This is a genomic window from Actinoplanes sp. TBRC 11911, from assembly GCF_012933445.1.
Taxonomy (GTDB): domain Bacteria; phylum Actinomycetota; class Actinomycetes; order Mycobacteriales; family Micromonosporaceae; genus Actinoplanes.
Map to the genome: position 1 here is coordinate 321,147 of NZ_JABBNC010000003.1, position 20,143 is coordinate 341,289.

The window sequence follows — 20,143 nt, forward strand, 5'->3', positions numbered from 1 at the left end:
GAGTACAGGTTGGTCCTGGCCGGCAGCACCCTCGCGGATCAGGTGGCCGAGCGATCGCTGCCGGACCCGGCCGAACGCCCGTTGGGGCCGGGGCCGTTGTTGTCGGCGGACCTCGTCGGCAGGTACGGCTTCCTGCTCACCGTCCGAGCCGGACAAAACGGCTATGTCGAAGTAGCGGCGGATGATGGTGTCTGGGTGTGGGAGCCGAAGGAATACGTGTCGGTCAACTTCCGCCTGGACAGCTCCGCCGATCTCCAGCAGCCGGTGATCAACATGTTGACGGTGGTGCGGCGAATTCTGGATACCGGCGCCGAGGATGCCGCGCTTGTCTTCAACGCGGACATTCTGCTGCTCACCCGTTTGCACGGCGTGCTGCGAGAGCATCACCGCGACAGCTGGTGGGCCCACTACCCCGGCTAGCGCATGCGGACCAGCGCGTCTCGCAGCCCCTCCCGCGTGCGCCGCCTGTTCTCGTTCGTCGCGCCCACGATCAGCAGCACCACCCCCACGGGGACCAGCACCAGCCACGGGCCGACCAGCGTCACCGCGAAGTGGACCGCCGTGAACGTCGTAGCCAGGGCGCCGACGACCACGGGGGCCTGCTGGCGGTTCATCGAGCCGACGATCAGCGTCGCCACCGCGCCCAGCAAGAGCAGCACCTCGCGCAGCTCGCCGCCGTTGCCCGCCAGCACGATGCCGACGGTGGGCACGAACGCCGCCAGCAAGGCCGGGCCGTACGCGACCCAGCTGCTCAGGTCGTCCCGGGTGCGCGCCTCCATCACCCCGACGAGCAGGGCCAAAGCGGCGAACGGCAGCGTGTACGCCTCGGGGAGCCCGACGTTCGCCAACGCGATGAACAGCCACCAGCCGACGATCTCGAAGCCGACCGCTGTCCAGAACAGGGTCCGTCGCTGGCCCCGTGCGCGGCCGGGACGTGCCGCGGCCAGGCCCAGCACGGCGCCCCAGACTGCGAGCATCGCGGCCAGGTGGGCCGGCGCGTCGAAGGCGAGCACCCCGGCCAGCAGCGCCGAGGCGTACCCGCTCCACTCGACCGTCGTCGCCTCGGCCCGGTACTGCGGCAGACCCAGGCGGGGCAGCGTGGCCTCCAGGATGAGCAGCACCGCACCCACGCTGAGCACGCCGAACCCGGCCCACGAGCGTTCCAGCCCGGCGGCGATCGCGGCGGTCAGCACGAACAGCTGGGCCATCACGGCGGCGAACAGCCAGCCCAGTACGCGGGCCGACTGGCTGCGTCCGGCCAGTGCGGCGGTCAGGCCGACGAAGACCGCGGCGCCCAGCGTGAACAGCGTCAGGCGCTGCTGGGCGAGGCTGCCGGCCAGGCCCGCGCCGCCGGCGAGCAGGCCGATCACGAAGACGATCGTGCGGACCGTGCGGAGCAGCGAGCGGCGCGCCGCGATCGGCGGCGGGGTCAGTGCCAGGCCGAGCATCGAGATCGTGAAGACGGCCAGCGCCGCGGTCGTCGCCGTCGGGTACGGCAGGTCCCAGGCGATCGGGGCGATGAGCAGGGTAATCGCGAGGCCGGGCAGGATCACCGGCACCGCCTCGGAGGCCTTGCCGCCGAAGCCGATCGCGGCCAGCGCCGCGGCCCCGGTCAGCAGCACGATCGCGAGCACGCTGGTGGCGTCCACGAAGCCGGTGGCCGGGTCGGCGAGCTGCGGGATCGGGCCGTCCCAGATGTGCCGGACCTGGCCCAGCGGGTCGACCAGCGCGGCCTTCAACGCCGGGGCGATGGACAGGATCGCCAGGATGGTCGGGACCAGTGCCAGCACGATCGCGCTGGTGGCCGGGTCGACCAGCCAGCGGCCGCGGAGTCCGCTGGGGCGTGCCGAGGACGACCAGCGTGGCACGTATCCGCGCGCGGCCGCCAGCGTCAGGCCGGGCGCGGGCGTCGCTCCGCGCAGCAGTTCGGCGAGTACGCCGAGCAGGGCGGCCGCCGCGGCGTACAGGGCGGTGGGGAAGTCTGTCGGGATCGACGCGAAGGCCGTGATGGTGGCGCCGAGCACCAGGCCGACGGTCGCCCACGGCAGGTACTGCGGGATCCAGCGGCCGGTGAGCGCCAGCAACGCCAGCGACAGGGCCGATGCGGCGAGCGCGGCGGTGAGCACCACCTGCGCGTTCTGCCCCTGGTCGGCCGCCACCGAGGCGAGCACGCCGGGCAGCGCGAGCAGGATCGAGCCGGTGGCGGCGCCGCCGATCTGGGCGCGATGCCGGGGCATGCCGGTGTCGTCGCGCGCGAGGTCGGCCTCGGTGATCGGGTCGGTGGACCAAAACGTGCGCGGCGGTGGGAGCTCTCCTGCCTCCGGTGCGGCTGCCACCGGCGTACGGGCCATGGCAGCGACCAAGGTGCCCACGATGACCACCAGGAGCAGCCCCAGGGCCGTGGACCAGGGGCGGACCAGTCCCGCACCGACGGCATGCAGGAGCACGACCGCGGCGGCTCCGGCTCGGGCCAGCGCACCGCGCGGATCATTGGCGGCGACCGAGGCCATCCCGTACGCCACCGCGACCGCCCCACCGATCAGCAACGGCGCCCACCAGGGCAGTCCGAGCGCGAACGGTGCCCCGATCGTGGCCAGCGCACCGCAGGTCGCCGAGATCAGGTACGAGTACGGCGCGTCCAGTGCCATGGCGGCTGCGAAGGCGACCGCGACCAGCGCGAACGGCGCCTGCCACGCGCCCGTCGGCGGGACGGTCGGGTAGCTGGCGAGGTTCGCGTTCCAGATCGGGCCGTCGATCGTGAAGATGTGCGAGGCGCCGGCCAGGGCCTGGTATCCGGCGATGCCGAGGACCACCGCCCCGGCCACGGAGACCCCGCGCACCGGTCCGCGCCGCCATTCGTCGGGCATCGCGCCGACGCCGAGCCCGACCATCAGGATGACGATGCCGGCGACGGCGAGCGGCGCGCTCGGGAAGGCCAGCGCGAAGACCCGGGCCAGCGCACCGCAGATGGCCACGGTGGCGGCAGCGGCGGCGATGTCCGGGCCGTCCAGAGCGCGGTCGCTGCGCCGTCCGTTGTCGATCGACTTGGCGAAGAACAGCAGGCCGGCGGCGACCAGCAGGAGCAGGCCCACGTACAGGTCCGGTGTGGTGGCACCGGGCGCGACCAGGGCGGCGGCGGCCAGCGACAGCGCGCCGAGGCCGGTGCCGGCGGTGAGCGGGAAGCTGATCTCGCGCCGGGCGACCTGGAGCACCGCCGCGTAGCTGAGGGTCGCGGCCACCGCCAGGAAGCCGACCGCGAGCGCGGGCACGGTCACCGCCTCGGTCGGCGGCGGGCCGCCACCCCGGTCGGAGACGGCGAGCGCGGCCGTGACCACGGCACCGGGCAGGGCCAGCGCGGCCGCCCCGGACGCCCAGTCGCCGACCAGCCAGGCGTAGAGCCGCATCGGGATCTGCCGCGCCGCGACCGCGATCATCACGCCGGACCCGGCCAGCGCGGTGAGCACGGCCGCGGTCAGCCAGGACGCGCTGAGCGCGGCCCCGGCACCGAACAGCCCGACCACCCCGGCGGCGGCGATGTGCGTCACCGCGATCCGGTGGGTGCGCGCGGCGAGCCCGGCGGCGCCCAGCCCGACCGCGCCCACGACCAGCGGCCACGGCGCGTTCGACCAGCTCAGCGCCAGCGATGCGGGCACCACCAGGGCGGTCAGCGCGATGCCGATGACCGCGCCCTCGTGGCGGAAGCCGGCCGGCAGCGCGACGGCCGCCGCGATCGTGAGGATCAGCGCGCTGAACGCCAGCAGCCAGCCCTCGTTGCCGGTGGCGTCGGCGATGCGCGCAGCGTAGGCGGCCGTGTCGGCGTTCCAGATCGGACGGGCGGCCTGCAGCGGGGCCAGCGCCGCGCGGAGCCCGTCGACGACCAGCACCACCCCGATCAGCACCAGGGCGACCGCGGAGGCGATCTCCGGCCCACGGCGGATCGGCTCGGCGAGCATGCCGACGACGGTGCCGGTGAGGGCGACGACCGCGGCGGCGACCACCAGTGTCCAGTGCGGTGAGACGACGTCGGCGATCCGGGCCGAGGCGCCGATGATCGCGAGGACCAGGACGCCGCCGGCGATGTTGCGGGCGGTGAAGTTGCGCAACAGCTTGGCCGCGGCCGCGGCGACGATCGCGGCCAGTATCAGGATGCCGCCGGAGCGCAGCGCGTCGGTGATGGCCCCGGCCTGCAGCAGCGCGACCGACGCGTACAGCAGGGCGCCCGCGCTGGCCACGCAGAGCAGCGCGAAGGTGAGCTCGCGAAGCCAGTCCGAGGACGGCGGCCGTTTCGGCGGCGCCAGCGGCACCGATCCGGCGGCCGGCGCTCCGGCCGGGCGCGGGCCGGGGAAGATCCGGGTCGGCAGCCAGCGCCTCCGCCGGCCGCTCAGACCCTCGATGACCAGGTCGGGTTCCTCGGGCGCGGACTCCGGCCGGTCGGTGTGCTGGGCGTAGTCGGCGGCGCCGGCGGCTGCGGCGTCCTCGCGCGCGCGGTCGGCGGCGACCGGCCGGCCCAGCGGCCAGCGCGGCACCAGCCGGCCCTTGCGGATCACGGTGGTCAGCAGGAACAGGTCGAGCAGGGCGACGACGGCCAGCGCCATGGCCCAGCCGGCCGGGCTGTGGATCATCGGCTGGGCGAGCAGCAACGGCACCGGCTGCACGGCGATGACCGTGGCGTATCGAGGCGCCGCGAGCCGGGTCGCTCCGGCGTACAGGAAACCGACCACCGCGGTGACCGCGAAGCTGATCCCCAGATAGAGCGGGACGGGCACGTCCTCGCCGCCGACCAGCGGGCTGCCGTGCAGCGCGAACAGCGTCATCGGCAGCAGAACCATGCCGACCCCGGAGATCGTCTCCGCGGTCGAGCTCAGCCCCCGGCTGGCGATGCCGGGCGCCACCACCAGGGCGATCGCGGTGGCGACGGCGAGGATGGCGGCGCGGGCCAGCGGGTTGTTGACGGCCACCCCGGCGAAGACCACGGCGGCCACGCCGATCAGCAGCGCACCCAGCGCGAGCAGGATGTTCTGCACCGACTGCTGGGACGCCTCCGGCGGGTGATGGTGCTGCTCGGCACCGGTGAAGCCGGCCCGCGGGCGGGGCGACGGGCCGGGGTCCTCGGTGGGCGGCGGGTCGTCGAGGAGCTGGGTCACGCCGTCGGTGGCGACGCCGGGCGGGCCGGTGTGCGCCGAGCCGGGGGCGGCCCACTCGGGGCGCCGGCCGGTGGGGCGGGTGGCGCCGGTGCCCCGCCGGCGGCCGCGCGGCTCGGCGGGCGGCGTGGTGCCGCTGCGGCGCGGCTCGGAGGGCGCCGCGCCCGCTGGTGGCGGCGCGTCGTCGCCGGCGGGCCGTGTCGTGGTGCCGGTCGGTGGCGGCGGGGCATCGCTCACGCCCGCGCGGGACGACGGCGGCGGGGGCGGCGGCTCCTCGACCGGGTGGCTGCCGGGCGGCGGCGGAGGCGGGAACTCATCCGTCTCGCGGCGGCGCCCGCGCTTGGGCTTGGACGCCCGCTTCGCCTTCTGCTGCTGGTTGGCGTGGGCGAGGATGTCCCGCTGGAACCGCGCCGCCTGGATCTTCGCGGCGATGGTGGACCGCTCCTTGGCCGCGGCAAGGTCCTTGACCTTCAACTCCGCGATCGAGGCATCGATGCGGGCCAGCTCATCGTCGTAGCTGTCGGGCTGGTCAGCCTGCGCCACGGCACCTCCTGAAGATGACTGGGCCCGGTCGTTACGTAAAGCATGCCGGTCCGACACCTCATTAGAACAGTCGCACGGGGGCGGACATCCGTAGAAACGCGACAGAACCTCGCCATGCGGGCGGCAGGTGAGACACCGCTCATACGGACCGACCGGTCTGTCCGAAGTTCGATGCGGACAGATCAACCACTGGCTCCCGTACGCTACGCGCCAGTAACATCAGTCCGGAACGTACTTCGAGAGGGGCTTTCGCGATGACGGACTTCGAGGCCTACCAGCTTCCGGAGGACCACGAGACGATCCGGGCCGCGGTGCGTGAGGTGTGCGATGCGCGAGTGGCACCGAACGCGGCCGAGGCGGACGAGACCGGCGAATTCCCCAAGGCCTCGTACGACGCGTTGCGCGCCGCCGACTTCCACGCCCCGCACGTCCCGGCCGAATATGGCGGAGCCGGCGCGGACGCCCTGGCCACCGCGATCGTCATCGAGGAGGTGGCGCGCGCCTGCGCGTCGTCGTCGCTGATCCCGGCGGTGAACAAGCTGGGCACGATGCCGTTGCTGCTGGCCGGCTCGGCCGATCTCAAGCAGCGCTACCTGCCGAAGGTGGCGTCCGGCGAGGCGATGTTCTCCTACTGCCTGTCCGAGCCCGACGCCGGCTCCGACGCCGCGTCGATGACCACCAAGGCCGTACGCGACGGCGATTTCTGGGTGCTCAACGGCGTGAAGCGCTGGATCACCAACGCGGGCATCTCGGAGTACTACACGGTGTTCGCGGTGACCGACCCGTCCGCCCGCTCCCGCGGCATCTCCGCCTTCGTCGTGGAGAAGTCGGACGAGGGCGTCAGCTTCGGCGCCCCGGAGAAGAAGCTGGGTATCAAGGGCTCCCCCACCCGCGAGGTCTACTTCGACAACGTACGCATCCCCGCCGACCGCATGATCGGCGACGAGGGCACCGGCTTCGCCACCGCGATGAAGACTTTGGACCACACGCGGGTCACCATCGCGGCCCAGGCCCTCGGGATCGCGCAGGGTGCGCTGGACTTCGCCAAGGCGTACGTGAAGGAACGCAAGCAGTTCGGCAAGCCGGTGGCCGACTTCCAGGGCATCCAGTTCATGCTGGCCGACATGGGCATGAAGCTGGAGGCGGCCCGCCAGCTGACCTACGCCGCCGCCGCGAAGAGCGAGCGCGGCGACGCCGACCTGACCTACTTCGGCGCCGCCGCGAAATGCTTCGCCTCGGACGCCGCCATGGAGATCACGACGGACGCGGTCCAGCTGCTGGGCGGGTACGGGTACACCCGCGACTACCCGCTGGAGCGCATGATGCGCGACGCCAAAATCACCCAGATCTACGAGGGCACCAATCAAGTCCAGCGCATCGTGATGGCACGGCAACTCTTGAAGGACTAAAAATCACGGAGCTCGGCAGAAGATGTCCGGCACCGTGCAGAAAATGCCCCTAGAGTCCATGGGCCGCGTGCTCTCCTCGAAATTACAAGGCCTTGTCACGCAAAGGTCAAATGAGTAGGGGGAGCAAAATGCCAACAGTCATCAGCAGCGACGGTACCGAAATTTTCTACAAGGACTGGGGATCGGGCCAACCGGTTGTGTTCAGCCATGGCTGGCCGTTGTCGTCCGACGACTGGGACAACCAGATGTTGTTCTTCCTGAACAACGGTTACCGGGTCATCGCGCACGACCGCCGTGGACATGGCCGCTCAGCGCAGGTCGCAGACGGGCACGACATGGATCACTACGCGGACGACCTGGCCGCCGTGACCGCCCACCTCGACCTGCGCGACGCCATCCACGTCGGACACTCCACCGGCGGCGGTGAGGTCATCCGCTACCTCGGCCGCCACGGCGAATCCCGCGTCGCCAAGGCCGCCATCATGTCCGCCATCCCGCCCCTGATGGTGCAGACCGACGCCAACCCTGGCGGCACCCCCAAGAGCGTCTTCGACGACTACCAAGCCCAACTCGCGAAAAATCGCAGCCAGTTCTACACCGATGTCGCATCCGGCCCGTTCTACGGCTTCAACCGGCCCGGTGCCGAGCCCTCCGACGCACTGATCCAGAATTGGTGGCGCCAGGGCATGATGGGCGCCGCCCTCGGCGGCTACACCGGCATCGTCGCCTTCTCCCAGACCGACTTCACCGATGACCTGCGCAAGATCACGGTGCCGGTGCTGGTCATGCACGGCGACGACGACCAGATCGTCCCGTACGCCGACTCGGCTCCCCTGACCGCGAAACTGCTCAAGAACGGCACCCTGAAGACCTACCCGGGGTTCCCGCACGGAATGCCGACCACGCACGCCGACACCATCAACGCCGACCTGCTGGAGTTCTTCCGGTCCTGACGGGCGCGCCTGACTAGCAAACGTGTTCGTCTCGCCGATCGTGAAAGTGGATCGCTCGGGGTTCAGCAGAGCGCGGGGAGTCCTGCTGAATCCCGGGCCGCCGGGAGACGAGCAGCAGTCCACCCATGATCTGATCGTGACATCAGTCGATGATTAGCGAACCGGCGACGGCATTCCGCTGATTGTTTTCGCTGCGGTGGTGATCGCCGATACCAGGCCTTCGACGTGTTCGGCGTGTGTGCGGTGCGCCAGGATGCAGATCCGGCCGAGGAATTGACCGTTGACCGTGGTGCTCGACAGCATGTACCGACCCTCGGCGGCGATGTGGTCCAGCAATCGTCGAGTCGCCAGGTCGGCCTGGTCGGCTGCCGTGCGGCTGCTGGACGAAGGACGGACGCGGAAGGTGAGGGTGCTGAGGCCGACGTCCGTTGGGAGCTCGAGTTCGGGAGCGGCGGAAAGCGCGCGATGTGCCGCCGCGGCGAGGTCCATTTTCTCGTCGAGGGCCGCCCGGAAGGCCGCCACGCCGTGAAGGCGAAGAGGGAGCCAGACACGCACTCCGCGGACCTCACGGCTCAGCTCAGGACCAAGCGCGGAATAGTCCGGCAATGCGTCGGTGTCCACGTAGTCCTGCTGATAGTGCCCCTTGTCCGAGAAGGCGGCCCGCAGGGTCGCGGGGTCGCGCACTACCAGCGCGCCGGTGCCGAACGGCAAAAACAACGACTTGTGGGGGTCCAGCGTCACCGAGTCCGCGTCCTCCATTCCGGAGAGCAACTGGCGCCCCCGCTCGGTCAGGCGGAAGAAGCCGCCATACGCGGCGTCGACGTGAAACCACAGGCCGCGCCGGCGCGCGAGAGCGGCCAGCGACGGCAGAGGGTCGACGGCGCCCGTGTCGGTCGTGCCGGCGGTTCCGACGATCAGAAACGGTTGCAGGCCCTGACGCTGGTCCTCGATAATCATCGCTTCCGCCGCGGCGAGGTCCATCGTCAGCAGGCCGGTACTGGGGACGACGCGTATGTGCTCGGGCGAAATACCGGCCAGCCGCGCCGCTTTAGTGATTGATCGATGCGCATACTCGGTGAGATAAAGCGTGCCCCGGCCGATATCCGGGCCTAGGCTCGCCTCGCGGGCGGCCACGACGGCCGAGAAGTTGGCCAATGAACCGCCGGTCGTCAGGATCCCCCCAGAGCCCTCGGGTAGCCCGCAAACGTCACGAGCTATCCAACCCAGCACACCTTCTTCGATCGTGGCGAATTCTATTGACGTGTACGCCACGCCGCCGTAAGCGTTGGCGGACCGGGCATACCATTCGCCCAGCGCCGACACCGGGAGCCCACCGCTGGGAACGAAAGCCATCGCGCGTGGGCTGTCGAATGCCCATGCTCCGCGGGCGGCCTGGTCGAGTGTGTCCAGCAACTCTTCGAGCACACCCGGTTCCTCGGCTGGCACCTCCCAACGATCCCGGAGGTTTCCAACCTGCGCGACCGCAGGCCGAGCCGGCCGGTCCGGGAGCCGTTCCTGAAGTCCCACGATGCGGCGAAGCACCTGATCACCCATCGCTGAGAGAACCTTCGGTTCAAGATCGAGCGAACCCGCGGAAGCGTCATCAGCCATTGTCGTTCTCCCTTTCGGGGCTCCTGGACAGCCGGTTCGCCATCGCGGAAAGTGTCGTCTCGTCAGTACGCCAGGTACGGACACCTCCGGCCCGATGTGCGACATTGCTTGCCGGTTTTCCGGATGATGGTCCAGGCTGGCGGTAGCCAGCCGTCGCTCAAGAGGGAAATGTCGGGTTGTCGCCGGGCAAAGCTCGTGACGGATTGCTATTTCCATAATGCCGCCAGCTGTCCGGCGTGATCCCGAACTCTCGATGAAAGGCGCGATGGAATGTACGAGCTTGAGGAAATCCTGTCATCTCCGCGACTCGCCCGATAGAGAGACCGACGTAGCGAGGGTCAAGCAACATATTGCGAGCGGCCAGGAGTCGCTGCTCGCGGATGTAAGCCCCCGGGGTGGTATCGACGTATTCAAAAACGCGGTAGAGGTACCGCACCGAGATGTGGTGCCGTCGCGCCAAGTCCTCGATCAGGAGCGGTTCGGATACATGGTCGCGTACGTAGGCCTTCACCATCTCTAGAATCACCACCTCGGAGCCGTCCGGTGCGGCGGCCTCAGGGCTGCGCAACGCCATCGCCACCAAGGCGATTGCCGCCTGGCCTGCGTCGGCCCGCTGCACGGCGGTCAGATCGGGGGCGGACCTGTCGAGTTGATCGAGGTATCGGGCAAGCATGTTCGTTGCCGGCGAATGCACATGCAACCGCTGGGCGCTCTGGCGCACATCCCGCATCCCAGGCGGGAGCAAATCCCGCGAGAACTTGATCATTTGGGTTTCGGTGGTGCCTTCGGTAGCCAGCTTCCAGGCGCTGGGCGCCTGGTAAAGCGTGACGTTTCCGGCAGTCAGCGGAGTGAGACTTCCGTCCTGGCGCAGTAGAGAGCCTCCGGCTATGCCGACAGATATCCCCAGCAACTCATCGACAGAAGATTTTGCGGCGAGCTGTTCGGTACGGGCAGCATAAAAAGAACCGCCCGTCGTCGACAGTCTCGTCAGCCCGATCAACTCATCGAGCTTCTGCTCCGAACATTGGACGCGGCAACCCTTCCCCGCGTGAACGACGCACGGAAGGAAACACTCACAAGAAAGCTGACCCATCTCGTTGTCGAATACAAATTCGCTTCTCATATCGAACCAACGACATCCAAGTAACCGGGCAGTCAGCTCTGGCTCACGTCGGCGAGATCCTGACGCAGCAGTTCCGCAAGTTCTCGCGGCCTGTTCAAGAACGGCGAGTGTGCTGTGTCGATGGTGCGCACGCGCCGGGCCCGGCGAAGATAGGGGTCGAACATTTCGATCGCCGCCTGCTCGGTGCCGTGGATGTAGGTGGTGTCGATGGTGCGCCAGGCGGCTTGAGTCAGGGTTTGCTCCAACGACGCCACAGACTGCGGACCGAGCGCGTCCGCAGCCGATTTGGCGTCGACCGGGTCGAGGTCGGGGTAGAAGATCGTCAGCGGGTCGGTCATCTCGAAATAGCCTTCGGCGTAGTGATCCGTCCCCCAGAAATACGGGATCTGGAAGCCGAGGCTGGACGTCATCGAATCGCCGACATCGAGCTGGAACCCGGTGATCGACACGATCCGTCGCACGTTCTGCGCCCCGGCGAGGCCTTGGTTTGTCGGCGCAGCGCCGTAGGAGTGACACACGACGATCACCGGCCCGTCGACGGCGTCGGTTGCTGCCCGAATCGTCCGAGCATCGTCGTACAGATCGCCCAGCTGCGACGGCGGCACCGGGGCGCTTGAGGGCAATTGCAGTGTGCGAACGTCCAGGTCATCGGGCAGCTGCGCGATCAGCTTGCGCCACATCTCCTTGCGATGCCAGGCGCCGTGAACAAGCACCATCACAGGCTTTCGCTCAGACATCCTTCACGCCTCTCTAGTGTTTATGCTAGATAGCACGGCAGGTCGTGCTGGATCATGCTAAGCCTGGAAAACCCGGTTGACCTATGTGACCTACGAGACCTCTCGGCGCTGTCAGGGCCGCTGTACTCTCAGCCGATGAGTTCCACCGTGCAGCCGTCGCAGCGGGCTTCGCGCAGCGACGGCCGGCGCAGCCGCAGGACGATCCTGGACGCGGCAGTGAATATGGCTACCGTCGAAGGCCTTGAAGGACTGTCGTTCGGACGTCTTGCCGAGCAGGTGGGGATCAGCAAGAGCGGTTTGTACGCGCACTTCCGCTCGAAGGAAGAACTGCAGCTCTCCACGATCGAACGGGCTGCCCAACGGTATGAGGCCGAGATCGTCGGCCCGGCGCTCACCAAGACGAGCCTTCCGCTGGCCCGCCTCGAGGCACTCTGCGAGAACTTTCTCGCCATGGTGGTCAACGAGACTTTCCCGGGGGGCTGCTTCTTCGCTTCGGCGAACGCCGAGTTCGACACACGGCCCGGCGTCGTCCGAGACCGGCTCGTGGACCTGTACACGGCCTGGTTACACGAGCTCACCGACCAGTACGCCGCGGCTCAGGCGGCCGGCCAGCTCTCTGACTCGATAACACCGGAGCACGGCGCCTTCAAGCTCAACGCGTACCTGGCACTGGCCAATCAGCTCTACGTGATGTACCGGGATCCGCAGCACGTCGACGACGCCCGCCACGTCATCGCCGATCACATTCGATCCTCTCGTCCGCAGAGTCCTCCCACGAATCGCCATCTGTGCGAAGGACGTCGTCCACTGCCGGATCGCCGCGCCGGCCACCACGGGGTACCGACGTCGTCTCACGACAGCTGAGTGCTCACCGGATGCCTTGCTGGACCCAGTCGAGCAATTCCGGGCCGGCCATCGTGGCGACACGCTCGCGGTAGTAGGCGACATCCTCGTCATCGAGTACGGACCGCCACTGACCGTACGTGCCCTTGTTCAGGAAACGGGACTCGTCACGCCAGATGCCGCGGTCGGGGATCACGTCGGTCTCGTGCCGTTTCATGGCTCCGAACGTCGCCGCCTCCACAAGTTCCGGCCACTTCCGCTCGGGAACGTCTATTTCCAGGCCTGCCGCCAAGGCCCGCATGGACCCCTCCAGGTCGTCCTTCAAACGCTGATAGTGCATCAGAATGACGTTCGGCCGGTCGCGTTCCTGCCAGACGGTGTCCAGGTGTGCCAGGTAGGCGGGCATGCCGAACATGAACGCCGGGCTGTCCACCCAGAGGCGGAAACGGTCGTGAATCGATCCCGGTGGCGGCGGCACCGCGGGAAAGGGCGACCGCTCGATCCCGTCGACTCGCCCGGCGGCCACGTATCGGCGGGAGATGGCGCCGAGATCCATGTTCGCCATGTGATTGTCGTACGAGACGAACGCGTCGCGCGGGTCCCGGCCGACCGATAGATAGCTGACGCGCTCGTCGTACGGAAGGCCGTCCATCGGGGTATGCGTCTTGATGAACCGCCGGTGCCGCTGGCCGGCCAGCACGGTGGGAACGTGTGCACGGGGATACACGAGATAGTCCGGCCAGGGCGACAGGTCATCGAGCGGCTTCGGCAGGTCCGCCGTCTGGAAGATGAGCAAGGCGCAGATCATCTGCGTCCAGGTAGTTCCCGACTTCGGCGGCGTCGTGATGATGATGTCGCCTTGGCGCAGTACCACGTCGTCCCAGCGGGTGTTGTCGAAAAACGGGCCCTGATAAAGCTTTCGCGTCAGATCTACCATCGCAACCTTCCGATCAGAAATGGCTGAGTCATGCCCCGGGACAACCTGCTGCCTTCGGCCCGGGAGCGCATCAGTCATCCGACTGAGCCAGCGCCCGTCTGACAACGATTTTTCGTGGCCGCATTGATACCCCAAGTAACTTGGGTGACTCAGCGGACAAGGGCCGATTGAATTCGCCGCGCACGCAAACGTTAGGAAGACGTGCGAGCAAGGCCACCACAGCACATCGTCGGCAGAGGAGATGCCCTGACGGTGATCGACGGCGTCTGCGAGCGTTCCCGGGTGTCCGGCGATGCGCTGGTCCTGGTAGGCGAGCCCGGCATCGGCAAGACAACGCTTCTTCAGTACGCTTCCGGGCGTTGGACGGCGGAGGGCGGCCGCGTTCTTACCGCGTCGGCCGTCGAATTCGAGGCCGACGTCCCGTTCGCGGGTCTGCAGCAGCTTCTCAACCCGCTTCTGGATACGGTTTCGCACCGCGCCGCCGTTCTGGAATCACTTTTCGACCCGGACACCGCGGTGGTCCCGGACCGGCTGGCGATAGCCGAAACGGCGCGCAGACTGGTGCGCGAGGTCGCCGCCGATCGACCGATCTTGCTGCTGGTCGACGACCTGCAATGGTTGGACCGCTCGAGCGCCGCGGTGCTCACCATGCTGGTCCGCCGGCTCACCGGGGTACCCGCCGGGTTCATCGGCACGGCGCGCTCGGAGGCAGGCGGCTTCTTCGAGCGCGCCGGGCTCGAGGAGTACGCACTGAACCCGCTCAACGAATCGGCGTCGGCGCAGATCCTCAAGGACCGCCACCCCCGGTTGAATGCCGCGGTCGAGCGCGAGGTGCTGGCGCTGGCGGCCGGGAACCCGTTGGCGTTGGTCGAACTGCCACCGATCGTCGCGACAAGCCCGTCGTTCGACCTGTCCGCGGTGCCACTCAACCGGCGGCTGCAGACAGCGTTCTCGTCCCGGATCCAGAGCCTACCGCAGCTGACACGACGGTCTCTGCTGCTCGTGGCGTTGGACCCGGCCCAAGACCTGCGCACCCTCGAGGCCGCCGCCGACGGCGAGCTGCTGAGTGCACTCGAGCCGGCCGAAGACCTACGCCTGATCCGAATCACCGACCGGGTCGTCTTCGCACACCCGCTGATGCGCTGGGCCGTCATCGACACCTCCAGCACCGCGGAACGACATCAGGCTCACCGCCGGCTGGCCGGCACCGCGGCGGATCCGGACCGTCGTGCGTGGCATCTGGCAAACGGTGGCCTTGGCCCGGACGAGGATGCCGCGGCAGCGCTCGAACGCGCCGCCTATCGCCGGGTCCGTCGGGGCGACCCGATCGGCGCGGTCACCGCGCTCACGCACGCCTCAATGCTCAGCCCGGCGAACCAGGATCGCGCCCGGCGGCTCTCCGCAGCCGCCTACATCGGCGCCCACCTCGGCGGCGGTATCCCCACCGCGAAGGAGGTACTGCAAGAAGTCCGCCGGCTGGGCCCGCGGACCCTCGACATGGCGGTGGCCACGGCCTTCGTCATCCTCAACGAGGACGGCGACATCGACACCGCCCATCGCATGCTGACCGGCGCCCTGGCCGACGTCGACGACCAGTCACATCCGATCTTCTCGGTCCGCGCCGCCATGCTCACCCTGTTCTACGTCTGTGTCTTCGGCGGGCGCAGCGATCTCTGGACGGCGTTCGACGCGCTCGCATCCCGCCTCAAGCACCCGGAACTCGACCTCCTTGTGTTGATGCGTTACACCCACGCGGATCCCGCGAACGCCGGTGACGCCGAATATCACCGGTTGGATCGGCTCTTCGACCAGATCGACCAAGTCGATGATCCCGCCGAGATCGTCCTGACCGGACTCGCGGGTAGCTGGGTCGACCGGCTCGATCGCGGCCGCGCCGCCTTTCGACGTGCTCTGGACAAAGGCCGAGCCACGGACGACATGAACGTCGTGACGCAGGCGCTGGCGCTGCTGGCGTACGACGCCTTCTTCCAAGGACGGTGGGCCGAGTGCGAGCAGCACCTGGCCGAAGCGCTGAAATTGACCAAGAACCACGGCCTCCGCCTCTACGGTTGGGCCATCGACCAGTGGATCGCCCTTCTCGCCGCCGCACGCGGCGACGACGAGACCACACGCCGGATCACCACCGAGCTCGGCCAGTGGGCGGTGCCTCGTGGGGTGAAGCACGTGAGCTACCTTTCGGGCTACACGCGTACGCTGCTCGCGCTGAGCCGGCGGGACTGGGCACAGGCGTACCGGGAAATCATCTCGATGCATCCTCCCGGAACCATTCCGCCCCATCGTGCGGTGGCGACCTGGGGTGTCCTCGATGTGGTCGAGGCGGCGGTCCGCACCGATCACGACGCCGAGGCCCGTGCGCACGTCGCGGCGGCTCGCGCGGCCCGGCTGGACCGCATCTCACCCCGCCTCCATATGCTGGTGACCGCCGCCGAGGCGCTGGTCTCCGCCGACGACGCGGCGGGCTTGTTCGACCGGGCGCTCGCCACACCGGACGCCTTCCGGTGGCCGTTCGAACAGGCTCGTATCGAGCTTCTCGCCGGAGAACACCTCCGGCGGATCCGGACGCCGAACGCTGCCCGCGGCCATCTCGCCCAGGCCTTCGCGACCTTCGAACGGCTCGGCGCCCGCGGCTGGGCGCAACGAGCCAGCCAAGAACTACGCGCGTCCGGCCAGCCGGTCGATGCCAAGGCTCGCCCTGGCGATCTCACCGACCGCCAGCTGGTCATCGCCCGGATGGCCGCCACCGGAATGTCCAACAAGGACATCAGCGCCGAGCTGGCAATTTCGGAGCGGACCGTCGCCTCGCATCTCTACCAACTCTTCCCCAAGCTGGGCGTAGTCTCCCGATCCGGTCTGCGAGACGCCCTGAACCGCCTCGACGCCAACTGACCAAGACCTCTAACCCAAAATGCTTTCCCGTACGCCTGGACGTGGCGCAACGGTGTGCAACGGGGATCGATGGCTGATGCGGCCGACTGGTACGCGGCTTGACCACCGCACTGGCGACATGGCGCCAAGCCGCGTACCCCTCCGCCCTGTCGAATCCTCGGGGAGTGGGCGGATGTGTCGATGGTGGCTCACCATGCGGCAGACGACGTGACACCCGCTGCACGGAGTGAGGCAATTCTTGCAACGCGAGCAGTCCTGCCGCCGATTGCGCACGGCCGAGGCCGCCTGACGTCCGGGTCAGGAGTCGAAGGTGATGGTGTCGATGTCGGCGGCCCTGGGTCCGGTGAAGTCGATGTAGAGCGGACCGGAGCTCGTCGGCGACAGCGCGGCCGTCACCGTTTCGTAGGTGTTCCACGTCGGCGTGGCCGGCAAGATGACCGCCGACAGCAACGGGCCGGTCGCGGAGTTGGCCCGCAGCTCGATATTGGTGCCGCCGCCGTTCGCGGCCGCCGCATAACGCAAGGTGACGGTTCTTACTCCGGCGAGCGAGCGGTTGGCGTAGCCGACCCACATGCCCTTGGCGGTGTGCCCTACCGCCGCGCCGCCGCTGGCGTTCGCGTAGTGCGAGTCATAGGTGCCGTTGTTGGCGGTGTAGGACTCGGCCTCGAACGTGACGTGGATGGCGACGGCATTTGTGGCCGGAGCGGTGCTAGGCCTGGCGTTCGCCTTGACGCTCGCCGTTCGGGCGATCGTGGGGGCGACACCTGACGGGGTGGGAACGCCTGCCCGAACGGGAGCGCCTCGAGCCGTCGTCGGCCGGAGTCCATGCTTGTCGGACTCGGCGTCCGGACGCGCCGACACCCGTGGATCGGGCGGCAGTGCAGCCATGCGAGCGACCTTATTTCGTTGAAGGCCTTGTTTATCCTCGTGGCGTGACGGCGTCGCGTGCAGCGCGGTGGCGCAGGCCGCCACGACGATGGCGGAGCCGGCCATCAGCAGCGACGCGAAGACAACACGACGCCGACGCCGTGCCGATGCCGTCCGAGGTGCTCGGGCTGAGTCCTGTGGCGATGCCGGCTCCGCCACCGATGAACGGATGCTCGCGTTTTCCGTCCGGGCCGGCGTGATCGAGTGCACGGCCTCGAGCAATAGCCCCGCCGCCTCGTCGGCGTTCGCCCGCTTGGACGGATCTTTCTCCAGCAACGCCGCCAGCGCAGGCGTCAACGGGCCAGCGTGTACCGGCACCGGCACTTGGTCGACCATCAACGCGGCCAGCGTGGCCATCGGCGACGACCGCACGAACGGAGGCCATCCCTCGACCGCCGCGAACAACGTAGCCCCCAAAGACCACAGGTCGGATCCGGGGTGTGGCGGTCCCATGACGCACTCCGGCGCTAGATACGACGGGGAGCCAAGGACCACTCCACTGGCGGTCATTCCTGCGTCGCCCGCCACAGCGGCCAAGCCGAAGTCGGTCAGCACGACCCGGCCGTCGTCAGCAAGCAGGACGTTGGCGGGCTTCACATCGCGGTGCAGAATCCCGGCGCGGTGGGCCGCTCTCAAGGCGCTCAGCAGACCCGCGATCGCCCGCGCCTCACGAATCGCCCGCTCCGGCAGATTGCCCGTCTCCGCGGTGGACACCCGCTCCGGCGCGATCTCCTTGATCGCTACCGCACGGCCCAGCATCTCGTCTCGGGCCGCCCAGACCCGGCCCATGCCACCCTCGCCCAGCAGACCCGTCAACCGGTAACGGCCGTGAAGCAGGCCGCCCTCGGCTGCCGCCCCACCTTGTTGACCCCTCATCGTCAAGCCTTCCCGACTTGGCCGGCCCGTTGCCAATCAGCCGCCACAGAGATCGTGGCGCGCCGGCGACCTCACTCGACTATCAAATGCGCCTAGACGTCCCGGGTGAGGCTGGCGACCTCGGCCTGGGAAAGCTTGAGGTCGACGGCGGCCAAGTTCTCCTCGAAGTGGTCCTTGTGCCCCGTGCCCGGGATCGGCAGGTTTTGCGGTGAGCGGGCGAGCAGCCACGCGAGCATGACCTGCCGTTCGGAGGCGCCGTGCTGCTTGGCGATTTGACGAACCGCTTTGTCACCGTGGCCGCCGCCAAGGATCGGGGCGTAGGACGTGAAGGCGATCTGCTCCTGTTCGCACAGGTCGATGATTGACTCGGACCGCCGGTCGTCGAGGTTGTAGCGGTTCTGCACCGACACCACAGGAATCATTCGCTGGGCGATCCGGATCTGCTCCTCGTTGACGTTGGACAGCCCGAAGTGGCGGATCTTGCCCTGCTCCTTGAGCCGGACGAACGCGCCGATGGTCTCCTCGAACGGCACCTTCGGGTCCGGCATATGCAACTGGTACAGCGAGATCTCGTCGACCTTCAGCCGTCGCAGGGACCCCTCGCACGCCTCGATGATGCGGTCGGGCCGCCCGTCCCTGGCCCAGAAACCATCCGCCTGGGCGTCGTTCGGACCGGTCCGGGACATGCCGGCCTTGGTGGTGACGACCAGATCATCCGGGTACGGATATAACGCCTCGGCGATCAACTCCTCGCTCACGTTGGGCCCGTAGCTGTCCGCGGTGTCGATGAAGTTGACGCCGGATTCGACTACCCGCCGAAGTAAGGCAATAGCCTCGTCGCTATCGCGCGGCGGCCCCCAAAATCCGTCGCCGGTGATCCTCATGGCACCGAAGCCAAAGCGGTTGACGGTCAGGTCGCCACCGAGATCGATCGTTCCAGCAGAGCTGGCGTCAGGCATGGTGTAACTCTTTCTTTTCGCACGCTCGCGGGCGCTCCGGCGATAGGTCGCCGGGCCACTCATCTCCGCTGTTGAAAGCACAGTGATCATCGCTCGTCGCTCTGCGAGTCCTATGACATTCCCTGCACGATGTGGGGCACCTCTTGCTGTACACGAGGCAAGGAGCCGAGAATTTGGGCTCCTATCTGGACACCATTGGCGAGTAATCTTCGATGTGGACTTCGACGACGTGAACATCGCCGATTTCCAGGGCGTCCAGTTCATGCTGGCCGGCATGGGCATGAAGCTGGAGGCGGCCCGCCAGCTGACCTACGCCGCCGGCGCGAAGAGCGAGCGCGGCGACCTACTTCGGCGCCGCCGCGAAGTGCTTCGCATCGGATGCCGCCGTGGAGATCACCCAGCTTCGCACCCCACAAGCAAAGTGCGCAGTTCGTCCAAAGCTGGATGAGTAAGTCCTAAGCGTGGTGGTAGGCGGCGAGTGACCTGGTCACGGTGTGGCCGGTGGCGTGATGGTGCCGGAGCTGAGGTGCTGTGGCGATGCGTTCGCTACGGGGACGGTTCCGCTATGTGGACACCGCGGTCACATCGTGGATTTTTGTGAACCTTGGAGAGTTGCGCCCACATACGAGCCATAACTCTCCAAGGTTCACATTCGGCCGGAGAAAGCTGCCGGGCAAAAGCCTCGTTACGTGACAAAGGTATTCTCTACAATGGACGCTGGTCTCACATCGCGGGCGGTGGGTCCATGATGCGGGCGCGGGTCTCAGCATGCGGTCGCCTGTCTCACGGAATGGAAGCGCCGCGCGGCCGCGCGCCGAGTCGCCCGTTGCGGCAAGCCCGGCGGCGAGTTCGAATCCGCCCGAACCCTCCGTCCAACGGCCCATCCGATCCGACAAATCTCAGGAAATGTCGGATATGCGAGATGGATGGCGAGGGTTGGCGAACGGACGGCGATCAGATCGCTGATCGCCTACAGCCGCTGACTCGCCTACAGCCGCCGACTCGCCTACAGCCGCCGACTCGCCTACAGCCGCCGACTCGCCTACAGCCACCGACTCGGCTTAGCACTTACTCGTTTAGGTGCGAAGCTCGCAGACAAGTTCGGAACTTCGCAGACGGCGAGGCCGAAGGCGAGCCGTGAAGCCGGGGCGGATGGGACTAAACATGGCAGATCGGA

The 20,143-nt window shown here is 68.2% G+C and carries 12 protein-coding genes and 1 pseudogene; 6 read left to right on the forward strand and 7 right to left on the reverse strand.

Features of this window, described 5'->3' with window-relative positions; all coding sequences use genetic code 11:
- The first annotated feature begins 9 nt into the window (after positions 1-9).
- Entirely contained in the window at positions 10-420 is a 411-nt protein-coding gene (locus HH310_RS07265) for a SitI3 family protein (RefSeq protein WP_169174634.1), read from the forward strand.
- Here HH310_RS07265 and HH310_RS07270 read toward each other — a convergent pair.
- Positions 417-5,684 (reverse strand): SCO7613 C-terminal domain-containing membrane protein, encoded by a 5,268-nt coding sequence (locus HH310_RS07270; protein ID WP_169174635.1) that lies wholly within the window; start codon positions 5,682-5,684, stop codon positions 417-419. The genes HH310_RS07265 and HH310_RS07270 overlap by 4 nt on opposite strands.
- Before the next feature lie 254 nt (positions 5,685-5,938).
- On the opposite strand from HH310_RS07270, the gene HH310_RS07275 reads away from it, so the two are divergent.
- Both HH310_RS07275 and HH310_RS07280 read left to right on the forward strand, forming a co-directional pair.
- A complete protein-coding gene (locus HH310_RS07275) occupies positions 5,939-7,093 on the forward strand; it encodes an acyl-CoA dehydrogenase family protein (protein WP_169174636.1) in 1,155 nt (384 codons plus the stop codon).
- A 128-nt stretch (positions 7,094-7,221) separates the two neighbouring features.
- Positions 7,222-8,046, forward strand: a complete 825-nt coding sequence (locus HH310_RS07280) for an alpha/beta fold hydrolase (protein WP_169174637.1) — start codon at positions 7,222-7,224, stop codon at positions 8,044-8,046.
- Positions 8,047-8,199: 153 nt separating this feature from the next.
- Here HH310_RS07280 and HH310_RS07285 read toward each other — a convergent pair whose 3' ends face one another.
- The 3 genes from HH310_RS07285 to HH310_RS07295 all read right to left on the reverse strand — a co-directional run bounded on the left by HH310_RS07285 (position 8,200) and on the right by HH310_RS07295 (position 11,517).
- Entirely contained in the window at positions 8,200-9,657 is a 1,458-nt protein-coding gene (locus HH310_RS07285) for a pyridoxal-dependent decarboxylase (protein WP_169174638.1), read from the reverse strand.
- 157 nt (positions 9,658-9,814) lie between these two features.
- Entirely contained in the window at positions 9,815-10,657 is an 843-nt protein-coding gene (locus HH310_RS07290; protein ID WP_169174639.1) for an AraC family transcriptional regulator, read from the reverse strand.
- A 155-nt stretch (positions 10,658-10,812) separates the two neighbouring features.
- A complete protein-coding gene (locus HH310_RS07295; RefSeq protein WP_169174640.1) occupies positions 10,813-11,517 on the reverse strand; it encodes an alpha/beta hydrolase in 705 nt (234 codons plus the stop codon).
- A 135-nt stretch (positions 11,518-11,652) separates the two neighbouring features.
- On the opposite strand from HH310_RS07295, the gene HH310_RS07300 reads away from it, so the two are divergent.
- Positions 11,653-12,381, forward strand: a complete 729-nt coding sequence (locus tag HH310_RS07300) for a TetR/AcrR family transcriptional regulator (RefSeq protein WP_169174641.1) — start codon at positions 11,653-11,655, stop codon at positions 12,379-12,381.
- A gap of 4 nt (positions 12,382-12,385) precedes the next feature.
- Here HH310_RS07300 and HH310_RS07305 read toward each other — a convergent pair whose 3' ends face one another.
- Entirely contained in the window at positions 12,386-13,297 is a 912-nt protein-coding gene (locus HH310_RS07305; RefSeq protein ID WP_169174642.1) for a sulfotransferase domain-containing protein, read from the reverse strand.
- Positions 13,298-13,498: 201 nt separating this feature from the next.
- Between HH310_RS07305 and HH310_RS45255 the strand changes: the two genes are divergently transcribed.
- Positions 13,499-16,204: an AAA family ATPase gene (locus HH310_RS45255; RefSeq protein WP_312033889.1), complete on the forward strand. Its 2,706-nt coding sequence runs from the start codon at positions 13,499-13,501 to the stop codon at positions 16,202-16,204.
- Between the two features lie 297 nt (positions 16,205-16,501).
- Here the strand turns inward: HH310_RS45255 and HH310_RS07315 are convergent, their stop codons facing one another.
- Together HH310_RS07315 and HH310_RS07320 are read right to left on the reverse strand one after the other, a co-directional pair.
- Complete coding sequence (locus tag HH310_RS07315; protein ID WP_169174644.1) at positions 16,502-18,007, reverse strand: protein kinase domain-containing protein; 1,506 nt, start codon at positions 18,005-18,007, stop codon at positions 16,502-16,504.
- A gap of 92 nt (positions 18,008-18,099) precedes the next feature.
- Positions 18,100-19,056, reverse strand: coding sequence for an aldo/keto reductase (locus HH310_RS07320; protein WP_248293765.1), 957 nt, complete (start codon positions 19,054-19,056; stop codon positions 18,100-18,102).
- A gap of 145 nt (positions 19,057-19,201) precedes the next feature.
- Here HH310_RS07320 and HH310_RS07325 point away from each other — a divergent pair.
- Positions 19,202-19,364: pseudogene (locus tag HH310_RS07325) on the forward strand (acyl-CoA dehydrogenase family protein); the annotation flags it as partial.
- Positions 19,365-20,143: the final 779 nt, after the last annotated feature.